Here is a 19,010-nt window from a genome sequence, read left to right as displayed (position 1 = left end):
CCTGAGGAGAACAGAGGAGATACAGCGCCAGCCCCGAAGGACTGGCAGTCTGGTTAGGATTTATCTTCCTGCGGCATGTGGCGGTAGATATAGATACCGCTTAACAATGTGAAGATTAAGGTAAGGGCGGTCAGGCCAAAGACTTTAAAGTTGACCCAAATATTTTGCGGCAGCCAGAATGCGATGTAGATGTTTGCCAGACCGCAAAGGATAAAGAAAACAGCCCAGGCCAGATTCAGCTTCGACCATACCGGTTGCGGCAGGGTGAGTTCTTTACCCAGCATCCGCTGAATTAGCGGCTTTTTCATCACCCATTGGCTGACTAACAGGGCACCTGCAAACAGGGCATAAATGACAGTAACCTTCCATTTAATAAACTCATCATTGTGGAAGAACAGGGTCAAGCCACCGAAGACGACCACCAGAACAAAAGTGATCAGGGCCATCTTCTCAACCTTACGAAAGCGAACCCAGCTATATATAAGCACAATCGCCGTGGCGACGATCAGCGCCGCAGTAGCCGCATAGATGTCATAAATCTTGTAAAACGCGAAAAAGACAACCAGCGGTAAAAAATCAAGAAACTGCTTCATTTTACGATTCCGTAATCAAATGCTTAAGGTTATTGGCGAATCAACATATACAGGCGGAACAGATAGATGAGCAATACGGCTGAAATCAGGTTGCTCAAGGTGTTCGCCAGTACGGCACCAATTTCCGGGGTTAATGCGGCAAAAGAAGAGGCAAAAAGCAGCAACAGTGTTTTTGCCAGCAACCAGCTCAGTACTGCGGGTGCCACCAGACGCATATTCGCCCATGTCAGCCGCATACTGCTACGCATCGAGGCAAAAATGCCCATTTTGTCCTGTACCAACATCACCGGTGCCAGAGCCAGTAAAATGGCCATGATAATTCCCGGAACGACCACCAGCATGATGCCAATCTGTACTAAAAGGGTAGTCAGAAAAATCAGAATAAATAACTTTGGCAATATCGGCGCACTGGCACCAATAGCTCGAAGCGCACTGACTCTCTGACCCGCAGACACCAGCTGGATAATTAATATTACGCCTCCGGCGAGAATGGCGTTACCGATTAATCCTGAAAAAGTGGACGCCGCTGAAGCCTGCAGCAAAATTTGTTGCTGTTCAGGTGACATATTCTGAACCAGGTCGAACAACCCACTACTGCCGCTAACGGGCACGCCGTCATTGAGCTGCGCAAGCTGTGCATCACTGGGTGAGAAAACATGCCCTAACACCACTGTGATAAACGCACATAGCAACGATACCAACAGAATGGTCATAAATTGATTACGGAAGAAATTTCCGGTGTCACGGTATACGGACTGCGCCGTGATAGACATGCACTCTCCTTGAGTTTTATGCAGGTGTTAATTAGCGGGCAATTGTACCCTGGTTAAGCCTCGGGTGGCAGCATCAGGTCTTGTATGGAAAAGCATATCTTTGTAAAGCGGAGGTAATAGCTGGCCTTCAGGCGTGGGCAAACCGCGGCAAGTGGCGAACGAGTTAATATTTGCGTAGCGAAAATATTTAAAAATTGATTTAAATCACATTAACCAGGATTCTCAATGCAACTTCTAAATTAATCCAGATCAATAAAGGGTGAATTACCATATGTAATGTGATCTGTGTAGGATCATTTGTTACCCCAATGTGGGTATATTCGTCACGTTTTTATAACCATAACGACGGAGCGGATATGAAAAAGTTAACAGTGGCGGCTTTGGCAGTAACAACTCTTCTCTCTGGCAGTGCCTTTGCGCATGAAGCAGGCGAATTTTTTATGCGTGCAGGTTCTGCAACCGTACGTCCAACAGAAGGTGCTGGTGGTACGTTAGGAAGTCTGGGTGGATTCAGCGTGACCAATAACACGCAACTGGGCCTGACGTTTACTTATATGGCGACCGATAACATTGGTGTGGAATTGCTGGCAGCGACGCCGTTCCGCCATAAAATCGGCACCCGGGCGACCGGCGATATTGCAACCGTTCATCATCTGCCGCCAACACTGATGGCGCAGTGGTATTTTGGTGATGCCAGCAGCAAATTCCGTCCTTACGTTGGGGCAGGTATTAACTACACCACCTTCTTTGATAATGGATTTAACGATGATGGCAAAGAGGCGGGGCTTTCCGATCTCAGTCTGAAAGATTCCTGGGGAGCTGCCGGGCAGGTGGGGGTGGATTATCTGATTAACCGTGACTGGTTGGTTAACATGTCAGTGTGGTACATGGATATCGATACCACGGCTAAGTACAAATCTGGTGTTACTACCGTAAAAGACTCGGTACGACTGGATCCGTGGGTGTTTATGTTCTCCGCAGGATATCGTTTTTAATTTTCTCTGCAAAACCTCTGCAAAACCCCTCTGCAAAACTGGTCATCAAATGACCAGTTTTTTCCATTCCTTACCGCGTGCGTCGTTGTAAATATCGGTCATTTTTTGATTCGAATGGCCCAGCAAAATTTTGGTATCAACCCCCTGCTCTCTGAACAATCGCTCTGATAAAGATCTCTGCTCATGGAAAGAGGGTGGGGTGCCATTAGCACGCCAGTTGTAATCCACAGAATCCCGGGCTTTTTTAAATGCAACGGTTAATGTTGCTGGCTTAACCATCCCGCCGCGCTTAGCTGTCCCTTTCGCGTGATGGTGGTGCAATAGCCACGGACTAAGAACGCAATCGCGGCAGGATGACACCACATCATCCAGGGTGAGATTTAATTTATCGCAACGCAGAGCCAGAGGGATGGCAATCCGGGTTCCTGTTTTTTGCTGTTCGACATGAAGATAACCATCCCGGATATCCGAAAATTGCATTTTGCAAATATCTGAAAGGCGCTGGCCTGTCATCAGTGCCAGCAGCATACCGCGCTGTAAAAAGTAACCATCCTTTTCCGCTGCGTTATAAATCATCATCCACTCATCAAAAGTCAGTCGCTGTCTTGATATCCGCACCTGCGGTTTTTTTGCCGATTCTGCAGGGTTAAAGCCTGGCGGGACATCGCCCGTTTGCTGAGCTTCCCGGAAAACATCGATCAGTACCTTCCTGAAAATTTGTCCCATTCTGTTATGTCCTCTGGCCTTGTACTCTTCCAGTACTGATACCACATCTTTTACGGTTATGGCATCTAACGGTCTGGTGCCAAAACGTTCATCAAATACCCTGAGAGGGGCCGCTTTCTGTTTCAGCGTGTTGAGTTTGATCTCGCCGTTTTCATATCTTTCCTGTTGAATTTTTCTGTAATTATTCAGAAAAATGGTAACGGTTGATGAACCGCCGGTATCACTAATAATTTTCTCCTGCAGACTGAGCATTTGTTCCATTTGCTGCCGGGCAATACGGCTGTTCGCTTCTGCTGCAATAGTTTCTGCCAGTTTCTGGTCAATACTGCCGAGACCGTGATTTTTGCCTGTTATGGGATGCCTGTAACGCCAGTAAACTTTGTTATTTCTTTTGTCAAAATACGGAGATAATCCCGGAACATTGGTTTTATATTTTCGCGGGCGCGCCATCTTCCAGTATCCTCTTCAAAGCAGGGTGATCTGTGGCGATCACCTCCGGCTTGTTTACCATTCCGACAAAGCGAGCTTGCGGATCCACTCGCCAGCGTCTTCCAACTTTTTTGGGGAGAGGAAATATCATTCCGGCTTTAGCGTATTTACTTAACGTACTCGGAGTTGGGACCGGTTCACTGAATTCCTCTTTTGCCCACTCAGTGAGCAGAATAAGTCTTGCCATGAGCGTCGTTCGCTAATCATGGTCGCCGCCACTATAGCTGGTGGGCAACGACCGGGGTTGAACATTAAAAATCAGCCTGATTCGGGATCAGTTTTTGCCAGATAACTGAAACGTATTTTGCCTGGTAACGGGCGTCATCAAGTGCATTATGGCGCTCACCTTCGAATGGAATAGCCGTTCTGGCATCGAAGTCTATGGCTTTCCCCAGCTCAACGATTGTGCGTACATCGCGATCGTTGTAGTAACGCCACGGGCAGGGGATCCCCTGCCGTTCGTATGAACGGCGCAAAATCGTGTTGTCGAAGTTGGCTCCATTTCCCCAGACCTGAACAAAAAATTCACCGGAGTTTTCGTCGATAAATTCCCGCAATTGTAACAGTGCATCATCTAACGGGATTTCATCGGTCATAATGGCAGATTGCGCTTCGCGTGATTGCTTAAGCCACCATTTAATGGTGTCCCGATCAATGACTCCGCCAGCAGTTTCCAGATCGATAGTCTTACTAAATTCCGGTCCCATATCTCCGGTTTGCGGATCGAAAAATATTGCACCTATTGAGATGATCGGGGCATCAGGATTTTTTCCCATGGTTTCAAGGTCGATCATTAGATGGTCACACGTCCTGCTGGTGGATGTGATAACGTGATGACCGTTCACCGTAATTAAGGGATCTGCCGTCTCGCCAGTTTCACTATCGCTGGCGTGGTCCTGAGCGCTGCCAGCATTCTCCTTGTGTGGATGTTCAGCGCCTTCCATTTTCTCCGGATCATCTTCCTGAACTTCAACCTGATACTCTTCATCGAATGTTTCCTGGTATGTTGCGTCGCCCATCACCGCGCCACAATCAGGGCAGTTGCCGCCGCCGGTCTGACCGCAGGCGGTGCAGACTTTTTCCGGTTCCTGTTGCGCTACTGGTTCAGGCTGTTTCGTTTCTGGCTCGTTTTGTAACGCATTTGGGCTGTTTTGTTCCGCTTTTTGGTAGTTCCGTTCCGATTCATGCTGGTTCTGGTTTACAGAATCGCGGGTCTGGATCCCCTTAACCCATTTCGGATCATTCGGGTCGCTAATCCCTGCAACAAATTCTCCGCGAGAGGCAGCAAGCAACTTATCGGCGTCAGGCTGGCTGATATTGGCTGCCTGCATAATTTTGTTTACTTCGTCAGCGGTAACTTTTACCGGCTCTGGTTGTGCGGTCGTGTCAGATGCACCAGTATTTTGTTGTGAACCTGAGTATGTACCGTTTTTGCGGGCGAAATATTCTTCTTTCGTGATTTCAGTAGCCCCTGCAGCCAGTGCCTTATCCAGACCAGAAAGTTTGTTTGCGCGACCGTATTTTTCGCTATCCTTGTCGGTGAAGAGGAAGTAGAACGGCCCTTCACGCTCTACAGATGGTTCGACTTCCACTTTGCATTCGGTTTTTTCGTTGTCCGGAATTGCCGTTTCCACTGCATCAGTTTCTGGTACTGGCGACGAGAGAGTATCAGTTGCGCTCTGATTTCTTCCTTCATCTTCAAACACGCCCTTTGTAGTCAGGTATTCAGTAATGTATTTGTTCAGTGCCACAGGGTCTTTGTGAATGTCGATCGGACGTTCACGGACAAGGCCAAAAATAGTCTGGCGGTCGTAGCGAAGGGCATCAGGCTGTTTGCGCATTGATGCCGAGATACGCTTCCAGTCTTCGCGGTCGTTGTCGATAACTTCATTTTTTGCCCAGCGATGGATGCTGCCGTCAATGTTTCCGGCATCCACATCACCAGGCCAGAGAGCGTAGGCCAGTTCGTCATCCAGTGTTTTCCATGTCTGCTTGTATTCGCGATGAGTGGCAGCAATGACCGGGCTGATTTTTCCTGTTGAATTTTCAGTGTTCTGTTGATTGGCTCTGGCGCGGGCGAGATCAACAACAGACGTGTATTTTCCAGTCTCTTTGCGCTCTGCGTCCTGCCGTTTTTTCCAGTTACGTAATTCAGCCTGAATTTCGGGCCATTTGGCACCCGGATTACATTTGTGTTTAACCCATCCGATAGCGAACAGTTTGCGTTCCGGATACATAGCGTTAATTTCAGGCGTTTTCATCAGTGCTTCAACGATATGCCCGTCAAAGGTAGCAACGTCTTCCTGCAGTAATTCCTGCGCGTCAATCGCCATATCAACGGTGATGTTTTCACATGTACCGAACTTAACCAGGACCGCGTTCTGTACTTCAAGGGACAGCTTGTCAAAATTGACGTTCATCGGATCGGATTCTGGTTCGACCGGAATAAAGGAAGCGGATTCCTCATCCCAGCGGTTTTCCTGCATATATTCAGCATCCCAGGAATCGAGGGCAGGGCGGGGTATACCGGGTTTATCCTCGCAGACAAGAAATTTATAAGCGCAGTCCTGAGCAGCCGGATAATGTTCCAGGAATTGCCAGTGAAATTTTGCGCGGGCGCGACGTTCATCACCGGCTTCAATGGCAGTGGCTACAGCGACGGCACCTTCTTCCTTTATTGCCTGTTCGTCCGGAATGGCGGCGCAAATAAAGACTTTACTCATTTTGTTTTAACCTCATTACAGATTTCAGGGTGAACGAATCCCTGCCATTGCTGGCATTTTTAATCCGTTGGTATGGCGTTAATATGGCTGGCGGGTTATCCAGCCGGTATTTCGTTATTCAGGTTCAGCGATACTTTTTTTAACGGGAGGCATTCACCGGGGATTTTTTGTTCGTCCCTTACCTGAATGCAGGATGACTTACTGTCATAAATTCCGGTAATCACATTTTGTGGCTCACCCGTTATAAGAAAAACGGTCATCACCAGTGCAAATGCTGAAGTCACTGCTGTTCTCCGATAATACCAAGTTCAAGAAGGGCAATTCTGGAAAGTATGGAATTATCATTGAGAAGATAAGGTTCATATTTTCTCATCTTAATGGCATCTTCCGTAAACTCCCGGTTACTGAGCAGAACACCAATATCAAAACAACCTTCAGACGTATTAACGTTTGGTAATAACGTTTCCATTATCGCGTCCTCAACAATGAATTTTGTGATGCAGTGCCTGGTGCCTCCAGGTGACGTTAACCAGTTAACAATTAACGCCGGATACAGAGAGTCCACCCATAACACTGTTTTTGGTTTTAACTGTTCCGCGTGCGCTGAGCCGCATTCACCGCATCACAAAATTCACTTTAAAAAGGGCGGCAGAGCAGTCACGGAGTAAAACTGATACCGCCAAACGTCACCAGAAAATTGATAACAGAGGGCGTTGCAGCGGGGTTGTCGCTTAAGCGTATGGTCAACCTGGCAACCCGGTGTCCTCAACGGGGAAGGAATAACCCCGCCATACTTACCGCCGCGCCATTTCGCGGGTTGCCACAACCGGAAGCGCACGGTCGACGAAAATTTAACGACAGGCTATCTATGAACCAGCTACCTCGCCGTGCGCTTTCGCGTTATGGTCTGACTTTTCAGGGAAATATCCTTTCAGTAAACTGTCAGTGCCGGATGCTCACCCGTGTCCGGCGCACGCACTCCACCTCACCCGTGGAGAACTCCTTAATTACCAACCTTAGCTTCGTTGGTTAGCTATTAACGCGGGTATGTAATCATTCTGGCAATGCTTAATGCCGCTGCTTTTTCCAGATTGGTGATATCCTGCTCCAGAGCGGACAGATTTTCAGCCTGCTTAGCCCTGGCTTCATTAGCCCATTTCAGATCCTGCGCTGCATTAATTTTCTGGCGCATCCACTCATAAAGTTCATCATCGGTATAGTCTGGCGCGATTATGACGGGTTCTCGTTTCTGCATACTGATTCCTCGCGGTGCTACTTCGCTTATCAGCCGTTAGATTTTGCCGAGCTGGAAAGCGCCTGTTTAAACTCACTGAAGCTGAGAGCTTCTTCGCCTTCGGCAAGGTCTTCGAAGTATTCTTCGTAAGCCTTTTCCATGATTGTGTCGAAATCCATATCACTCACCTGAGTTTCTTTCCAGCCAGCGACGGGCACCATTTTCGGTTTTAAACGTTTTGCTTTTGGTATACGTCATCGCGGTGAACGTGCCGTCCTGGTTGGGAAACACGCCGTACACCAGAGATTCGTTGTTGCCAAGATCGATAGTATCCATGCTGACCTCATTTCCCCTTAACGCCGGGGTAGCGGAACAAAAACCTGCTGCATAGTTATTAAAGTTGAACCCTGCCGTCATGTTCTTACGCCTCGGGCTGGCTACTTAACCCCTGACCACTGCCTGGTAACTCGAAGTATTGCCCTGCATTCTGTGGGGCGGGGTGGGTTGGTATGAAAAGAAGGATACCCATAGGTATTTAAAAAGTAAATACCCATGGGTAAATTTTTGCGGTGTCTTAACTGGTGACTAGTTGTTTGGTGAGCTATGATGCGTTTTGTGCTTTCTTTTTACGGATTTCTTCGTAGATCATATTGTAATACTGTTTTTTCTCTTCAAGAGTTTTTAATAATTTATCCGCTTCACTTTCTGGCAGTTCGTCTAAGAGATCTAAAAAAATACGTTGTCGTGGCGTTAGAACCCTTGTTTCATAACTGGAGGCTGTGTTCGTTGATGATGAAACGATACCATCCATCCATCCCCGGGGTAACCCAAAGGACTCTTCGATAATCTCCACCATATCATCAGCGATCCGTTTTTTTCCCTTTTTCCCCTCTGGGTACAACATTCTTGATACATAAGAAGGCTCGCGCCCGATCTTTCTGGCCACGTTAACCGCTTTACCATCGCATTTCTCATCACGAATTTTGATGAGTTGCTGTCGTCTAAATTCATATTTGTCCATAGGTAAATAATAGATGCGATTACCGCAAGGTAAACAACCTGTGGGTATTGACTTTTGTTTACCTGTGGGTATTCTTTGCTGTGTTTACTAAGGAGTAGCTATGGAAGAATTAAGAATATTTCTCAATTCTCTTTCGTCAGATGAACAGCGTATGTTTGCATGCGAGTGTGGTACCAGCATCGGTTATCTAAGAAAGGCATTGAGTAAAGGTCAAGTGTTAGGGGCATCGTTATGTGTCCTTATTGAGCGAGCCAGTAATGGTGAAGTTACACGTCAGCAACTAAGGCCTTTTGATTGGATGAATATTTGGCCCGAGCTGGAAGATACCAAAACGTTAACACAACCACTTTCTAGGAGCTTGATTCATGAAAATCAAGCATGAACACATCCGCATGGCGATGAATGCCTGGGCGCGTCCTGATGGCGAAAAAGTTCCAGCAGCTGGAATAACCCAGGCTTATTTTGAGTTGGGTATGACGTTCCCAGAACTGTATGACGACAGCCATCCGGAAGCCCTGGCTCGCAATACCCAGAAAATTTTCCGCTGGGTAGAGAAAGACACCCCTGATGCTGTTGAAAAAATGCAGGCTCTGTTACCGGCGATCGAAAAGGCGATGCCGCCTTTGCTGGTGGCCCGTATGCGCAGCCACAGTTCTGAATATTACCGTGAGATCGTCGAACGGAGGGATCGGCTGGTGAAGGATGTCGATGATTTTGTTGCGTCAGCGGTTGTTTTGTATGACCAGATGAATCGCGGCGGCCCGGCAGGGAATGCTGTGGTGATGCACTAAAAGCACGGTGTTCGGGGGTTTTATGAGCAGCAAGCTTCATGGTCTTGTCTGGGAAGGGTGCGCCTTCACCGGCATGATCTTATCCAGGGTGGCGGTTATGGCCCGTCTTGCAGACTACAGCAATGACGAGGGCGTGTCATGGCCTGCCATTGAAACTATCCGGCGTCAGATCGGTGCAAGAAGTGAATCCACAGTGAAATCGGCTATTGCAGAACTGGCGAAAGAGGGCTGGCTGACGAAGGAAGAGCGTAAGGTCGGTGGGCGTAATGTAAGCAATATCTATCGGCTTAATGTGGAAAAACTCGAAGCAGCTGCGGCGGCGGCGCGTGAGTCATATAAACCGAAAAGAAAAATTAGCCCGGCAAAAAATGACCCGTTAACAGTTGACCCGTCAAATATTGACCCCTCAACGGTTGACCCGTCAAATTTTGATGGATCAACTGTTGATAAAAAACTGCCGATTAGGGGGGCGATGATTGACCCCGATCCGTCAGTATTAAAACCTGATCCGTCAGATAAAAGATCTTCTTGTCCGGACGCTTCGCAACCGGACCCGCAGACGGCTGAACAGGATTTTTTAACCCGACACCCTGACGCGGTTGTGTTCAGTGCGAAAAAACGCCAGTGGGGAAGTCAGGAAGATTTGGTGTGCGCACAGTGGATCTGGGGACGAATCGTGAGTCTTTACGAGCAGGCGGCCAGCTATGATGGCGAGATCACTAGACCGAAAGAACCCAACTGGACAGCATGGGCCAATGACGTTCGCACAATGCGGATGCTGGATGGCAGAACTCACAGACAAATTTGTGAAATGTTTGGGCGTCTCCAGCGGGATTCGTTCTGGGTAAAAAACATCATGAGTCCGGCAAAACTCCGGGAAAAATGGGATGAACTGGTTATCCGCCTGGGGCGTTCGCCTGCGCAGCGTTGCGTGAATCACATTTCTGAACCGGACACTGAAATTCCGCCGGGCTTCAGGGGGTAAGTGTTAATTTCTGGTCATGAGGTAATTTTCAGGAGGGCTTGTGGCAAAAGTTTTTACACAAGAAGAGCGGGAAAAAATTAAAGGGCAGGTTCTTGAACTCGTACGCCAGAGTGGGCGTGAGACGTTACGACAACTGGAAGCTAAAACTGGGGCAACAAGATATCTGATGAGCGTTCTGGCCAGAGAGCTGGTTGCCAGTGGCGATGTATACAACTCTGGTTACGGGTTATTCCCGCCTGAACAGGCGCGTAAGGACTGGCAAAATGCCCGTAAAAAGCTCTCAAGGGCAAAGCTGAAGAAACCATCTGCGGTTGATCCGGACCTTATCTGGTCATTACCTGATGGAGAAATACGTCGTTATGACAGGCGTCAGAACATAATCTGTAGCGAGTGCCGGAAGAGCGAAGTTATGCAGCGCGTGCTGGCGTTCTATCGGCGACGTTTTAGGTAGCGTTACATTGAGCAAACGGTGCAGAATTGAAATAATAGCAATTCGGAAGTATGCCGCTACGATGATGGTTGAAAGCATAGGTAAGTTGACTGGGAAGGTTGTTACTGCAGTGAGCTCAGTCCGTGTATATAACCCATCATTGCCTGAAGGTGAGCAACAATCAGGTGCAACCGAAGTTAACGGCAAGAAGCTATGGCTGATAATGGTTATGCAAATGCCAAACCGTTAGTGATTTCCGGAGAAACAATGTGGAAGGATATGGCAAAGGTAAAAAGTGTCTGTGAAAGATGCAAAATATCTAAACCATACATACAACCTCCTACCATGTAATAGTGTCGATGCCATTTCAATACACGGTAGCTCAGGAGAGGGACGAAAACAGCGGATACCCATTTATCAGTACTGGTTTCTCAATCCTCAGGTTTACCCAAAACTCAACACTAATCCAGCTGGTTATGTGAACCAGGTAAATTCTTTTGGTGTGAACCTCTTGAAGATGAAAGTTTTTTTGCTATGTTAGTCAAACATAAACTTCCCCTTTTTGAGCAAAAAATACTCTTTTAGAAGGATATTTAAATGGCGCGTCAATATGAAATGCAGATATCAAGGATGACAGTAGATAAATTAGGTGTGAAATTATATGACAGGGCTTATGCTGTTATAGCCGAATTAGTATCTAACAGTTACGATGCAGATGCGACTAATGTCACTATAAAAGCACCTATGGGCCAATACTTGGCTGTTAGACAGGATGGTGTTGTCAGGTCAAAAAATGTCACAATAGAAGTAGAAGATAATGGCGTCGGAATGGCGCCTGATGAACTACAGAACTTTTATTTGGTTGTTGGCAAAGAAAGACGTAAGGATCCAAAAAGAGGTGAAACCTCGAAGGTGTTTCACCGCAAAGTCATGGGACGGAAAGGCGTTGGGAAATTAGCACCTTTTGGTGTTTGTAAAAGGGTCGAGATTATAAGTGCCGGTGGGGAAAAAATCAGTCGTGATGGAAAGGAAGGGTATGAGGTTGCTCATATTCAGCTAGATAAAGAAAAAATAATGGATGATACTGCAGTGTCTTATAAACCGGAAACTGGGGATTTAGACGGCACACTAAGTGACAGGACCTATACTAAAATAATATTAAGTGATTTTGAATATAGAAAAATTAGCGAAATAAAAGATTTATCTCGGCAGCTTTCACAACGTTTTGGAGTGAAGAGTAAAAACTGGAATATTAAACTGATTGATACTTCGAAAACAAAGTCTAATCCTGACTATGAAGTTGAGGTCGGAGAGTTTACTGTTCCTGTTATGCCTAACTCTAAAATTGAATTTCGTTCCATGAGTGGAAGTATTGCGACAGATTCTTGTACGGATTTAAGTGATTATACGGCTTTTAATCCTGACGGCACGCGTTCATCAATTGTTAAGGCCGGTTTTGAACATGAAGGGAAAGCTTACCCGATATTAGGTTGGATTGCATACGCGAAAGAGCCTTATAAGGACGAGTTAATGGCAGGTGTTAGAATTTATTGCCGAGGTAAGTTTGCTGCGCAAACAGCAGTTTTTAATAGAAAAGCTGGTTTTACTGGAGAGCACTCTATACGTTCATATTTGGTAGGTGAGTTGCATGCTGACTGGTTAGACGAAAAAGAAGATCTTATCCAAACTGATAGAAGGGATATTCTATGGTCTGATGATTTAGGAACGCAATTTCAGAATTGGGGGCAAGAAGTTATTTTACTTGTGGGTAAAATAACTCGCGACCCCCTTAGAAATAATATGATGAATCAATTCTTCGAATTAGCGCAAGTGGAGGATAAGGTCGAGCAAGCATACCCTGGAGCCGGTCAAAAGGATATGCGAGCACAGGCTAAAAAAATAGCCAAGTTGTTGGGTAAATCTTTACGAGGTGATGAATTACATGATCCTGATGCACTCGAGAATTTAGTGCAGTTAAGTATTATGTTAGCACCATTACAATCCTTAGATGAGAAGTTAATAGAAGCTTCCAGTAAAGCGGATACACCGCTCAATGTTCTCAACGATATTTTAGCAACGGCTCAACTAGCTGAAACCGTTAGTTTTGGTCAAAAGGTCAAAAAGCGTCTTCAGATTATTGAGCGTCTCGAGTCTTTAAAAGACGCAAAGGATACAGCAGAAGATGAGTTACAAGATCTAATTGCATCCGCTCCGTGGCTAGTTAACCCTCAATGGGTCCCAGTTACAGCAAATAAAACGTTGTCCACGCTTAAAAGGGAATTTCAAAAATTTTATAAAAAGAAAACTGGTGAGGAGATATTTCTTATAGATTTTGATAAAAAAAATAAAAGACCAGACTTTGTATTGTTTAGTCAGGATGGAAAATTACAAATAATTGAAATAAAAAAGCCACATCATTATATTTCCAATGATGAAATGGATCGTATTATTAATTACTTCGAAACATTCGAGGAGTTTTTGAACGATGAGAGACATAATGATTTTAAATCAATAGCATCTGATTTTCACGTTACGCTGGTAAGTGATGGGGAGCGCTTGAGTGGGGCACGTCGTAAAGCTTATACTGCATACATCGAAGAAAAACGCCTAACACCCGTTGATTGGGCAGGGTTCTTGCTGAGGACAACTCAAACTCACCAAGAATTCTTGGATGAGGCAGAACAGTTGAAGTTGGGAAATAATGAGTGAGAAAACAGTGACCAGTTTGAATGCAGTTGACCTATTTAGCGGTGGTGGGGGACTAACCATGGGACTAAAAATGGCCGGGTTTGATGTCAAAGCTGCCGTTGAACTGGACGCACATGCCGCCGCTACTTTCCAAGCAAATCATCGTGAGACAAAACTCTTTGTTCAAGATATTCGGTTTGTAAAGGGGAGTGATATCCTAAATCTTATCCCTGAGCAACATTTAGATCTTTTATCTGCGTGCCCGCCATGTCAAGGATTTACTAGTCTCACTGCCAAGTATAAAAGGGAGGACCCTCGTAATTTATTGATTAACGAGATGTTACGGTTGGTTGAAGAAACCAATCCATCAGCAATCATGATGGAAAATGTTCCTGGATTAGCTTCCCGGGGAAATCATCTTCTTTCGCCAGTAATTGAGAGATTGAAAAAACTTGGTTACATAGTTAATTATGGAGTTTTGCAAGTAGCTGACTTTGGTGTACCACAGTTCAGAAAAAGGCTTGTTCTGTTGGCAGGAAAAGGATTTGCCATCCCATTGCCTGATGGATCACACTCTAAGGATGGAAGAGAGAAACCCAAATGGGTAACTGTTAAAGAAGCTATTGGAGATATGCCAAAACCCTTAACTCTTTCACAGGCTAAGAAGCAAGGGAAGTTTCCATTGTCGAGTTGGCATATTGTTAGGGATTTGTCTGAGATCAATATAAAGCGGTTACAAGCGGCTGTTCCAGGGATGTCTTGGGAGTGTATTCCCGAAGAACTCCGTCCAGATTGCCATAAAGGCGACTATAAAGGATTTAGTAATGTTTATGGTCGTATGCTTTGGGATGACGTATCGCCTACGATTACAGGTGGGTGCACAACTTTAAGCCGTGGGCGATATGGACATCCTGAGGATACGCGTACTATTTCTGTTCGAGAAGCTGCTAGACTACAGACTTTTCCTGATAACTATGTGTTTGATACAGCTTTGATGGATAAAGTATGCGTCATAATAGGAAATGCACTTCCATGCAAGTTTGCAGAGTATTTGGCTAACCACTGTAAAAATTATATTAATAAAGCAAGAACAGCTGGATTAATACCATAATTCTATATGTACAAAAAACCCGCTTCGGCGGGTTTTGTTTTTTCCTGGCATTCTGGTTTACAATTCGCACGCCAGCCTGAACAACTGGCACCTGCTGCGCCAGCAGAGACAACCGATGGCGCACGATACCAAATTACACAATTCTGATGATTCTGCCGTCTTTGCCAGCAGGCACGGGCGGCGTTCCCGCACTTTCAAATCTGACTGGTTCCAGCATCCCCCATGCACTGAAGAACAGGCCGAGTGGCTAATTCAGTGCTACCGCAGACACGGATACGAGATTAAGAAAGCCCTCAGCCTCGATTATCGTCACTGGATAATCTACGTCAGACTCCCTTATTCCGAACGCCCACCGCGTCCGTCCCGCACATTCCAGCAACGCATCTGGAGGTAACGTGCGGGTATTACTTCGACCTGTTCTGGTACCGGAACTCGGGCTGGTGATCGTTAAGCCGGGCCGTGAATCCATGCCGGTATTCCACAATACCCGGGTACTGGTGGAGCCGGAACCGAAAAGCATGCGTAATCTGTCGTCCGGGGTCGTTCCTGCCGTTCGCCAGCCGCTGGCGGAGGATAAATCATTACTGCTATTTTTCAGCGACGAACGAGTGATTCGTGCTGCTGGTGGCGCTGGCGCATTGTCTGACTGGTTACTGCGCCATGTTAAATCCTGCCAGTGGCCACACGGCGATTATCACCACAGTGAAACCGTCATTCACCGTTATGGTACCGGCGCAATGGTGTTGTGCTGGCACTGCGACAACCAGCTGCGCGACCAGACCTCCGAATCACTCGGGCAACTTGCTCACCAAAACCTGTCTGCATGGATGATTGACGTCATACTCCATGCAATGAATGGCTCGCAGGAACGGGAATTATCGCTGGCTGAATTATCCTGGTGGGCGGTCCGCAATCAGGTGGCGGACGCGCTACCGGAAGCGGTATTACGTCGTTCGCTGGGGTTGCGTGCGGAAAAAATCCGCTCAATGTACCGTGAAAGCGACATCGTACCGGGAGAGCAGACCGCCACCAGCATACTGAAGCAGCGCACAAAAAATCTTGCGCCGCTGCCTCACGCCCACCAGCAAAACCCGCCACAGGAAGAGACGGTGGTCAGCATTGCCGTTGATCCTGAGTCTCCGGAATCTTTCATGAAACGACCTAAACGTCGCCGCTGGGTTAACGAGAAATACACACGCTGGGTGAAGACACAGCCGTGTGCGTGTTGTGGTAAGCCAGCCGACGATCCCCATCACCTGATTGGTCATGGTCAGGGCGGAATGGGGACAAAATCTCACGATATTTTCACGCTACCGCTGTGTCGGGAGCATCACAACGAGCTTCATGCGGATCCTCTGGCGTTCGAAGAAAAGCATGGTTCTCAGGTTGATTTAATTTTTCGTTTTCTTGATCACGCCTTTGCAACTGGCGTGCTTGGGTAAAAGAGGTGACTGATGCTCATAGATTTGGTTTTACCTTACCCGCCGACGGTGAACACTTACTGGCGACGCCGTGGCAGCACATATTTTATCTCGGAGGAGGGAAAGCGTTATCGCCGGGCTGTGGCGCTTATTGTTCGCCAGCAGCGGCTGAAATTAAGCCTGTCCGGAAGGCTGGCGATAAAGGTGATTGCAGAGCCACCGGATAAGCGTCGTCGCGACCTGGACAATATCCTGAAAGCACCGCTGGATGCGCTGACGCATGCGGGAGTGTTAATGGACGATGAGCAGTTTGATGAAATCAATATCGTTCGTGGTCAGCCAGTATCTGGTGGACGTCTGGGGGTGAAGATTTACCCCATAATGCTTGAAGGGCAGGTCAAAAAATGAAACTGGAAGATTTACCGAAATACTACTCCCCAAAATCCCCTGGCCTGACCGATGCATCGGCCTCAACGTCAAAAGATGCGCTGAGTATCACTGATGTGATGGCCGCGCAGGGCATGACACAGAATCGGGCTGAGATGGGGTTTTCTGCGTTCCTGGGGAAAATGGGCATCAGTATGAATGACAGGGCGCGGGCAACAGAATTACTGGCAGATTATGCACTCAGTCGGTGCGATCGTGTGGCGGCGTTGAGAAAACTTCCGGCAGAAATAAAACCGGTAGTGATGCGCATTATGGCTTCGTATGCGTTTGAAGATTATGCCCGTAGCGCGGCGAGCAAAAAACAGTGCCCCTGCTGTCACGGAAAAAAATTTATTGAAAGCGAGGTTTTTACAAACAAGATCCAGTATCCGGATGGTAAGCCACCAGTGTGGGCAAAGTGCACAAAAGGCGTGTATCCGTCTTACTGGGAAGAATGGAAAAAAGTCAGGGAGGTGGTAAAAGTTGCCTGTCCGGAGTGTGGCGGAAAGGGTGAGGTTTCCACCGCCTGTAAGGATTGCCGTGGGCGTGGTGTCGCCCTTTACCGTGAAGAGTCGGTAAAACGTGGTATGCCTGTTATCAGAGACTGCCAGCGTTGTGGTGGTCGTGGCTATGAAAGACTACCATCAACGGAGGCATTTAATGCTATATGCGAGGTGACAAACCAGATAACACGCGCGTCATGGGAAAAAACAGTTAAGAAATTCTATGATGCGCTGGTGACCCGGTTTGATATTGAAGAAGCATGGGCTGAGCGGCAGTTAAAAAAGGTAACTAGGTAACAAGGTTGATTTTTCCGGAATCTGTGGTAAATTCGTCATAACGATGGGCTTTTTATGCCTGACGTTAGAAGAGTTTCAACAACCCGCCGCCGAGTGGGTTTTTTATTGTGGAATTAATTACGGACCGTTATTATTCTGCTCCCGGCCCTTTAGCTCAGTGGTGAGAGCGAGCGACTCATAATCGCCAGGTCGCTGGTTCAAATCCAGCAAGGGCCACCATCACAAACCGCCATTAGCTTATCAGGAAGAGCAGACGACACGATAACAGGGTTGTTGGTGCGGGGGCGGGTCCCCGATGGCGGTCCATTATCGGTATTCAGCGTTGTTAGCTCAGCCGGACAGAGCAATTGCCTTCTAAGCAATCGGTCACTGGTTCGAATCCAGTACAGCGCGCCATATTCATTCTTCCAGATTCCTTCCGGCAGAGCCTTATACTGAAATATACCTGGCTCAGGATATTGTTGAAAATATTATATGTTTGTCAAAAATAAAAGTTCTGTTAAGTGTTGATTGAGTGTTTGTTATACGGTCTAATGGTTTTTTCAGCATTAAATATTTATCATTCATATGGTGTGGGTAGAGTGAATATTGATGAGGCGTCGGGGTGTTTCATCCTTAGGCAGCGTATTGATATAGTCAATGCAGCACGAGCAAAGGCCTTCAGCCGTTTGACAGTTTTGTTCTGTACTCCTGATCGTCTTTCGGGAAGAGACGTTATTATTCTGAATAGTGATGCTATACAGAGGGTTTGCGATGAGTTCATGGTGGCTAATTCAGAATTATTTGCTCTTGTTCAGGAGTACAACAGAATAGCCAGGACCTGTGGTATGGATGAACTTCGGATTACTCATCTGGGGTAGATACATATCTGGATTATCACCGGTTACGGTAAAAAGTGATTGCTTACTGTTTTTGTGAATGGCATTGCAGCAGCCGGATAATGTCAGTGCTGGCTGACGGTGTGCTGGTGGCGGGTGTGGTGGTTGTTGCTTTCCCGTTGCTGAAAAAGAAAACGCCAGACTGTTAGCCGGGTATCAGTTAGCGGGAGAAATTTTTAAATACTTCACAATTCAGGCGGTTGATTGTTGTCTGGTTTGCGGGGAGTTTGTTAAAAGAAACTGGCATGGTGAATCCCCCTGTGCGGAGGGGCAATCAGCGAGTAGGTATATGGGATAATCGCGGATTCAGGTGCTGGTACTGAATTCACCGGGAGGCACCCGGCACCATGCAATGGCACATAGCGCCACTCTCCAGCCCCTCTCCGGAGGGGCTGTTTATATTGATTTTGTCAGATGTGAGTAAACTCCTTATGGACTTTGTTGTTTTAGTCCATAAGGACATATTTGCAGAGTGCAACGGTTATTAAAGCATTCATTCAATACGTTATCTGTATTTGTAGGGCATTCCTGGCTGTTTTTGATTAAATTCCAGAATGTTTTATTGAATGGTACTACGTTGTAAATGGTTACAGGTAGCACTTTGTTATTGAGCATGATGCCTGTGTGAGTCAGTGTAAATATACTTTCAGGAGGTAAGAAAGCATCCGATTGATACCAGATTATTAATTTTATTTTACTCCATATGACTGAAAAAGATATTCCGCATGATGGCTGGATAACTGTATCAATCACAATCCACTTCATTTAGTTTCCTTGTTTATGCCTTGCTGGTGATGTTCTGAAAAGTATAAATGATATTTTTGATTGTAAACCATAGAGCAGAATTATTTTTCTGATGTTGTTTATTGTTTATTTAAATGCAGGGTGGTTTATATCTCGTCTTGTAGTTTATCCATGCATATCTG

General features: G+C 46.6%; 24 protein-coding genes, 2 tRNA genes and 2 pseudogenes. 14 read left to right on the top strand and 14 right to left on the bottom strand.

What is annotated here, in order from left to right:
• Positions 1-53: 53 nt before the first annotated feature.
• The 3 genes and pseudogenes from ACJHYW_RS22465 to ACJHYW_RS22455 form a co-directional block, all read right to left on the bottom strand.
• A complete protein-coding gene (locus tag ACJHYW_RS22465; RefSeq protein ID WP_000808667.1) occupies positions 54-593 on the bottom strand; it encodes a septation protein A in 540 nt (179 codons plus the stop codon).
• Between the two features lie 29 nt (positions 594-622).
• Positions 623-1,366 (bottom strand): YciC family protein, encoded by a 744-nt coding sequence (locus ACJHYW_RS22460; RefSeq protein WP_000028541.1) that lies wholly within the window; start codon positions 1,364-1,366, stop codon positions 623-625.
• A 27-nt stretch (positions 1,367-1,393) separates the two neighbouring features.
• Positions 1,394-1,483, bottom strand: a pseudogene (locus ACJHYW_RS22455) (YkgJ family cysteine cluster protein); the annotation flags it as partial.
• Between the two features lie 239 nt (positions 1,484-1,722).
• Between ACJHYW_RS22455 and ompW the strand changes: the two are divergent.
• Entirely contained in the window at positions 1,723-2,361 is a 639-nt protein-coding gene (gene ompW / locus ACJHYW_RS22450) for an outer membrane protein OmpW (protein ID WP_175097753.1), read from the top strand.
• A gap of 45 nt (positions 2,362-2,406) precedes the next feature.
• Here ompW and ACJHYW_RS22445 read toward each other — a convergent pair whose 3' ends face one another.
• From ACJHYW_RS22445 to ACJHYW_RS22405, 9 genes are all read right to left on the bottom strand, one after another.
• Entirely contained in the window at positions 2,407-3,537 is a 1,131-nt protein-coding gene (locus tag ACJHYW_RS22445) for a phage integrase Arm DNA-binding domain-containing protein (protein WP_000113696.1), read from the bottom strand.
• Complete coding sequence (locus ACJHYW_RS22440) at positions 3,515-3,763, bottom strand: excisionase (RefSeq protein ID WP_000113189.1); 249 nt, start codon at positions 3,761-3,763, stop codon at positions 3,515-3,517. The genes ACJHYW_RS22445 and ACJHYW_RS22440 overlap by 23 nt, the downstream gene beginning before the upstream one ends.
• Before the next feature lie 64 nt (positions 3,764-3,827).
• Complete coding sequence (locus ACJHYW_RS22435; protein ID WP_096001830.1) at positions 3,828-6,299, bottom strand: exonuclease; 2,472 nt, start codon at positions 6,297-6,299, stop codon at positions 3,828-3,830.
• A 95-nt stretch (positions 6,300-6,394) separates the two neighbouring features.
• On the bottom strand, positions 6,395-6,583 hold the full coding sequence (locus ACJHYW_RS22430) for a DUF1482 family protein (RefSeq protein ID WP_000199480.1): 189 nt from the start codon (positions 6,581-6,583) through the stop codon (positions 6,395-6,397).
• Complete coding sequence (gene dicB, locus ACJHYW_RS22425; protein ID WP_000449172.1) at positions 6,580-6,768, bottom strand: cell division inhibition protein DicB; 189 nt, start codon at positions 6,766-6,768, stop codon at positions 6,580-6,582. Before dicB ends, ACJHYW_RS22430 begins: the two co-directional genes overlap by 4 nt.
• 567 nt (positions 6,769-7,335) lie before the next feature.
• Positions 7,336-7,554: a protein YdfC gene (gene ydfC / locus ACJHYW_RS22420; RefSeq protein WP_001171942.1), complete on the bottom strand. Its 219-nt coding sequence runs from the start codon at positions 7,552-7,554 to the stop codon at positions 7,336-7,338.
• Positions 7,555-7,583: 29 nt separating this feature from the next.
• Entirely contained in the window at positions 7,584-7,712 is a 129-nt protein-coding gene (ydfB, locus tag ACJHYW_RS22415; protein WP_000344928.1) for a protein YdfB, read from the bottom strand.
• Position 7,713: 1 nt separating this feature from the next.
• Positions 7,714-7,869, bottom strand: a complete 156-nt coding sequence (locus ACJHYW_RS22410) for a DUF1391 family protein (RefSeq protein ID WP_000379575.1) — start codon at positions 7,867-7,869, stop codon at positions 7,714-7,716.
• Positions 7,870-8,134: 265 nt separating this feature from the next.
• Positions 8,135-8,554 (bottom strand): hypothetical protein, encoded by a 420-nt coding sequence (locus ACJHYW_RS22405; RefSeq protein WP_000362153.1) that lies wholly within the window; start codon positions 8,552-8,554, stop codon positions 8,135-8,137.
• A gap of 100 nt (positions 8,555-8,654) precedes the next feature.
• On the opposite strand from ACJHYW_RS22405, the gene ACJHYW_RS22400 reads away from it, so the two are divergent.
• The 13 genes from ACJHYW_RS22400 to ACJHYW_RS22340 all read left to right on the top strand — a co-directional run bounded on the left by ACJHYW_RS22400 (position 8,655) and on the right by ACJHYW_RS22340 (position 18,233).
• Positions 8,655-8,936: a transcriptional regulator gene (locus ACJHYW_RS22400; RefSeq protein WP_000391950.1), complete on the top strand. Its 282-nt coding sequence runs from the start codon at positions 8,655-8,657 to the stop codon at positions 8,934-8,936.
• The gene (locus ACJHYW_RS22395) at positions 8,920-9,345 is read left to right on the top strand and encodes a toxin YdaT family protein (protein WP_000693888.1); all 426 of its coding nucleotides are present in this window, start codon (positions 8,920-8,922) and stop codon (positions 9,343-9,345) included. The genes ACJHYW_RS22400 and ACJHYW_RS22395 overlap by 17 nt, the downstream gene beginning before the upstream one ends.
• Before the next feature lie 22 nt (positions 9,346-9,367).
• Positions 9,368-10,330 carry a helix-turn-helix domain-containing protein gene (locus ACJHYW_RS22390; protein ID WP_000095673.1) on the top strand — a complete coding sequence of 321 codons (963 nt, stop codon included), beginning with the start codon at positions 9,368-9,370 and terminating at the stop codon, positions 10,328-10,330.
• A gap of 40 nt (positions 10,331-10,370) precedes the next feature.
• Positions 10,371-10,781, top strand: coding sequence for a DUF977 family protein (locus tag ACJHYW_RS22385; RefSeq protein ID WP_096001831.1), 411 nt, complete (start codon positions 10,371-10,373; stop codon positions 10,779-10,781).
• Between the two features lie 576 nt (positions 10,782-11,357).
• On the top strand, positions 11,358-13,469 hold the full coding sequence (locus ACJHYW_RS22380) for an ATP-binding protein (protein WP_021548141.1): 2,112 nt from the start codon (positions 11,358-11,360) through the stop codon (positions 13,467-13,469).
• Complete coding sequence (locus ACJHYW_RS22375) at positions 13,462-14,559, top strand: DNA cytosine methyltransferase (RefSeq protein ID WP_024190764.1); 1,098 nt, start codon at positions 13,462-13,464, stop codon at positions 14,557-14,559. The genes ACJHYW_RS22380 and ACJHYW_RS22375 overlap by 8 nt, the downstream gene beginning before the upstream one ends.
• Before the next feature lie 115 nt (positions 14,560-14,674).
• The gene (locus ACJHYW_RS22370; RefSeq protein WP_033868694.1) at positions 14,675-14,953 is read left to right on the top strand and encodes a hypothetical protein; all 279 of its coding nucleotides are present in this window, start codon (positions 14,675-14,677) and stop codon (positions 14,951-14,953) included.
• Between the two features lies 1 nt (position 14,954).
• Positions 14,955-16,001, top strand: a complete 1,047-nt coding sequence (locus tag ACJHYW_RS22365) for a DUF968 domain-containing protein (RefSeq protein ID WP_096001832.1) — start codon at positions 14,955-14,957, stop codon at positions 15,999-16,001.
• Between the two features lie 12 nt (positions 16,002-16,013).
• Positions 16,014-16,388, top strand: a complete 375-nt coding sequence (locus ACJHYW_RS22360; RefSeq protein WP_000904113.1) for a RusA family crossover junction endodeoxyribonuclease — start codon at positions 16,014-16,016, stop codon at positions 16,386-16,388.
• Positions 16,385-17,206 (top strand): antitermination protein, encoded by an 822-nt coding sequence (locus tag ACJHYW_RS22355; protein ID WP_033868696.1) that lies wholly within the window; start codon positions 16,385-16,387, stop codon positions 17,204-17,206. Before ACJHYW_RS22360 ends, ACJHYW_RS22355 begins: the two co-directional genes overlap by 4 nt.
• 143 nt (positions 17,207-17,349) lie before the next feature.
• Positions 17,350-17,425: transfer RNA gene (locus ACJHYW_RS22350), tRNA-Ile, on the top strand.
• 100 nt (positions 17,426-17,525) lie between these two features.
• Positions 17,526-17,602: transfer RNA gene (locus tag ACJHYW_RS22345), tRNA-Arg, on the top strand.
• A 499-nt stretch (positions 17,603-18,101) separates the two neighbouring features.
• Positions 18,102-18,233 (top strand): DUF3927 family protein, encoded by a 132-nt coding sequence (locus tag ACJHYW_RS22340; RefSeq protein WP_000562553.1) that lies wholly within the window; start codon positions 18,102-18,104, stop codon positions 18,231-18,233.
• A gap of 84 nt (positions 18,234-18,317) precedes the next feature.
• On the opposite strand, the pseudogene ACJHYW_RS22335 reads toward ACJHYW_RS22340, so the two are convergent.
• A pseudogene (locus ACJHYW_RS22335) lies at positions 18,318-18,443 on the bottom strand (hypothetical protein); the annotation flags it as partial.
• A 70-nt stretch (positions 18,444-18,513) separates the two neighbouring features.
• The gene (locus ACJHYW_RS22330) at positions 18,514-18,849 is read right to left on the bottom strand and encodes an anti-adapter protein IraM (RefSeq protein WP_000871291.1); all 336 of its coding nucleotides are present in this window, start codon (positions 18,847-18,849) and stop codon (positions 18,514-18,516) included.
• Between the last annotated feature and the right edge of the window lie 161 nt (positions 18,850-19,010).

This window comes from Escherichia sp. WS3063 (genome assembly GCF_046486595.1).
Lineage (GTDB): Bacteria > Pseudomonadota > Gammaproteobacteria > Enterobacterales > Enterobacteriaceae > Escherichia > Escherichia coli.
This window is presented reverse-complemented; position numbering and strand designations above follow the sequence as displayed.

Excerpts from the sequence above, each read along its gene's own strand:
- ACJHYW_RS22465 (WP_000808667.1), bottom strand. The coding sequence starts at position 593 with ATGAAGCAGTTTCTTGATTTTTTACCGCTGGTTGTCTTTTTCGCGTTT.
- ACJHYW_RS22460 (WP_000028541.1), bottom strand. The coding sequence starts at position 1,366 with ATGTCTATCACGGCGCAGTCCGTATACCGTGACACCGGAAATTTCTTC.
- ompW (WP_175097753.1), top strand. The coding sequence starts at position 1,723 with ATGAAAAAGTTAACAGTGGCGGCTTTGGCAGTAACAACTCTTCTCTCT.
- ACJHYW_RS22445 (WP_000113696.1), bottom strand. The coding sequence starts at position 3,537 with ATGGCGCGCCCGCGAAAATATAAAACCAATGTTCCGGGATTATCTCCG.
- ACJHYW_RS22440 (WP_000113189.1), bottom strand. The coding sequence starts at position 3,763 with ATGGCAAGACTTATTCTGCTCACTGAGTGGGCAAAAGAGGAATTCAGT.
- ACJHYW_RS22435 (WP_096001830.1), bottom strand. The coding sequence starts at position 6,299 with ATGAGTAAAGTCTTTATTTGCGCCGCCATTCCGGACGAACAGGCAATA.
- dicB (WP_000449172.1), bottom strand. The coding sequence starts at position 6,768 with ATGGAAACGTTATTACCAAACGTTAATACGTCTGAAGGTTGTTTTGAT.
- ydfC (WP_001171942.1), bottom strand. The coding sequence starts at position 7,554 with ATGCAGAAACGAGAACCCGTCATAATCGCGCCAGACTATACCGATGAT.
- ydfB (WP_000344928.1), bottom strand. The coding sequence starts at position 7,712 with ATGGATTTCGACACAATCATGGAAAAGGCTTACGAAGAATACTTCGAA.
- ACJHYW_RS22410 (WP_000379575.1), bottom strand. The coding sequence starts at position 7,869 with ATGGATACTATCGATCTTGGCAACAACGAATCTCTGGTGTACGGCGTG.
- ACJHYW_RS22405 (WP_000362153.1), bottom strand. The coding sequence starts at position 8,554 with ATGGACAAATATGAATTTAGACGACAGCAACTCATCAAAATTCGTGAT.
- ACJHYW_RS22400 (WP_000391950.1), top strand. The coding sequence starts at position 8,655 with ATGGAAGAATTAAGAATATTTCTCAATTCTCTTTCGTCAGATGAACAG.
- ACJHYW_RS22395 (WP_000693888.1), top strand. The coding sequence starts at position 8,920 with ATGAAAATCAAGCATGAACACATCCGCATGGCGATGAATGCCTGGGCG.
- ACJHYW_RS22390 (WP_000095673.1), top strand. The coding sequence starts at position 9,368 with ATGAGCAGCAAGCTTCATGGTCTTGTCTGGGAAGGGTGCGCCTTCACC.
- ACJHYW_RS22380 (WP_021548141.1), top strand. The coding sequence starts at position 11,358 with ATGGCGCGTCAATATGAAATGCAGATATCAAGGATGACAGTAGATAAA.
- ACJHYW_RS22375 (WP_024190764.1), top strand. The coding sequence starts at position 13,462 with ATGAGTGAGAAAACAGTGACCAGTTTGAATGCAGTTGACCTATTTAGC.
- ACJHYW_RS22370 (WP_033868694.1), top strand. The coding sequence starts at position 14,675 with ATGGCGCACGATACCAAATTACACAATTCTGATGATTCTGCCGTCTTT.
- ACJHYW_RS22360 (WP_000904113.1), top strand. The coding sequence starts at position 16,014 with ATGCTCATAGATTTGGTTTTACCTTACCCGCCGACGGTGAACACTTAC.
- ACJHYW_RS22355 (WP_033868696.1), top strand. The coding sequence starts at position 16,385 with ATGAAACTGGAAGATTTACCGAAATACTACTCCCCAAAATCCCCTGGC.
- ACJHYW_RS22330 (WP_000871291.1), bottom strand. The coding sequence starts at position 18,849 with ATGAAGTGGATTGTGATTGATACAGTTATCCAGCCATCATGCGGAATA.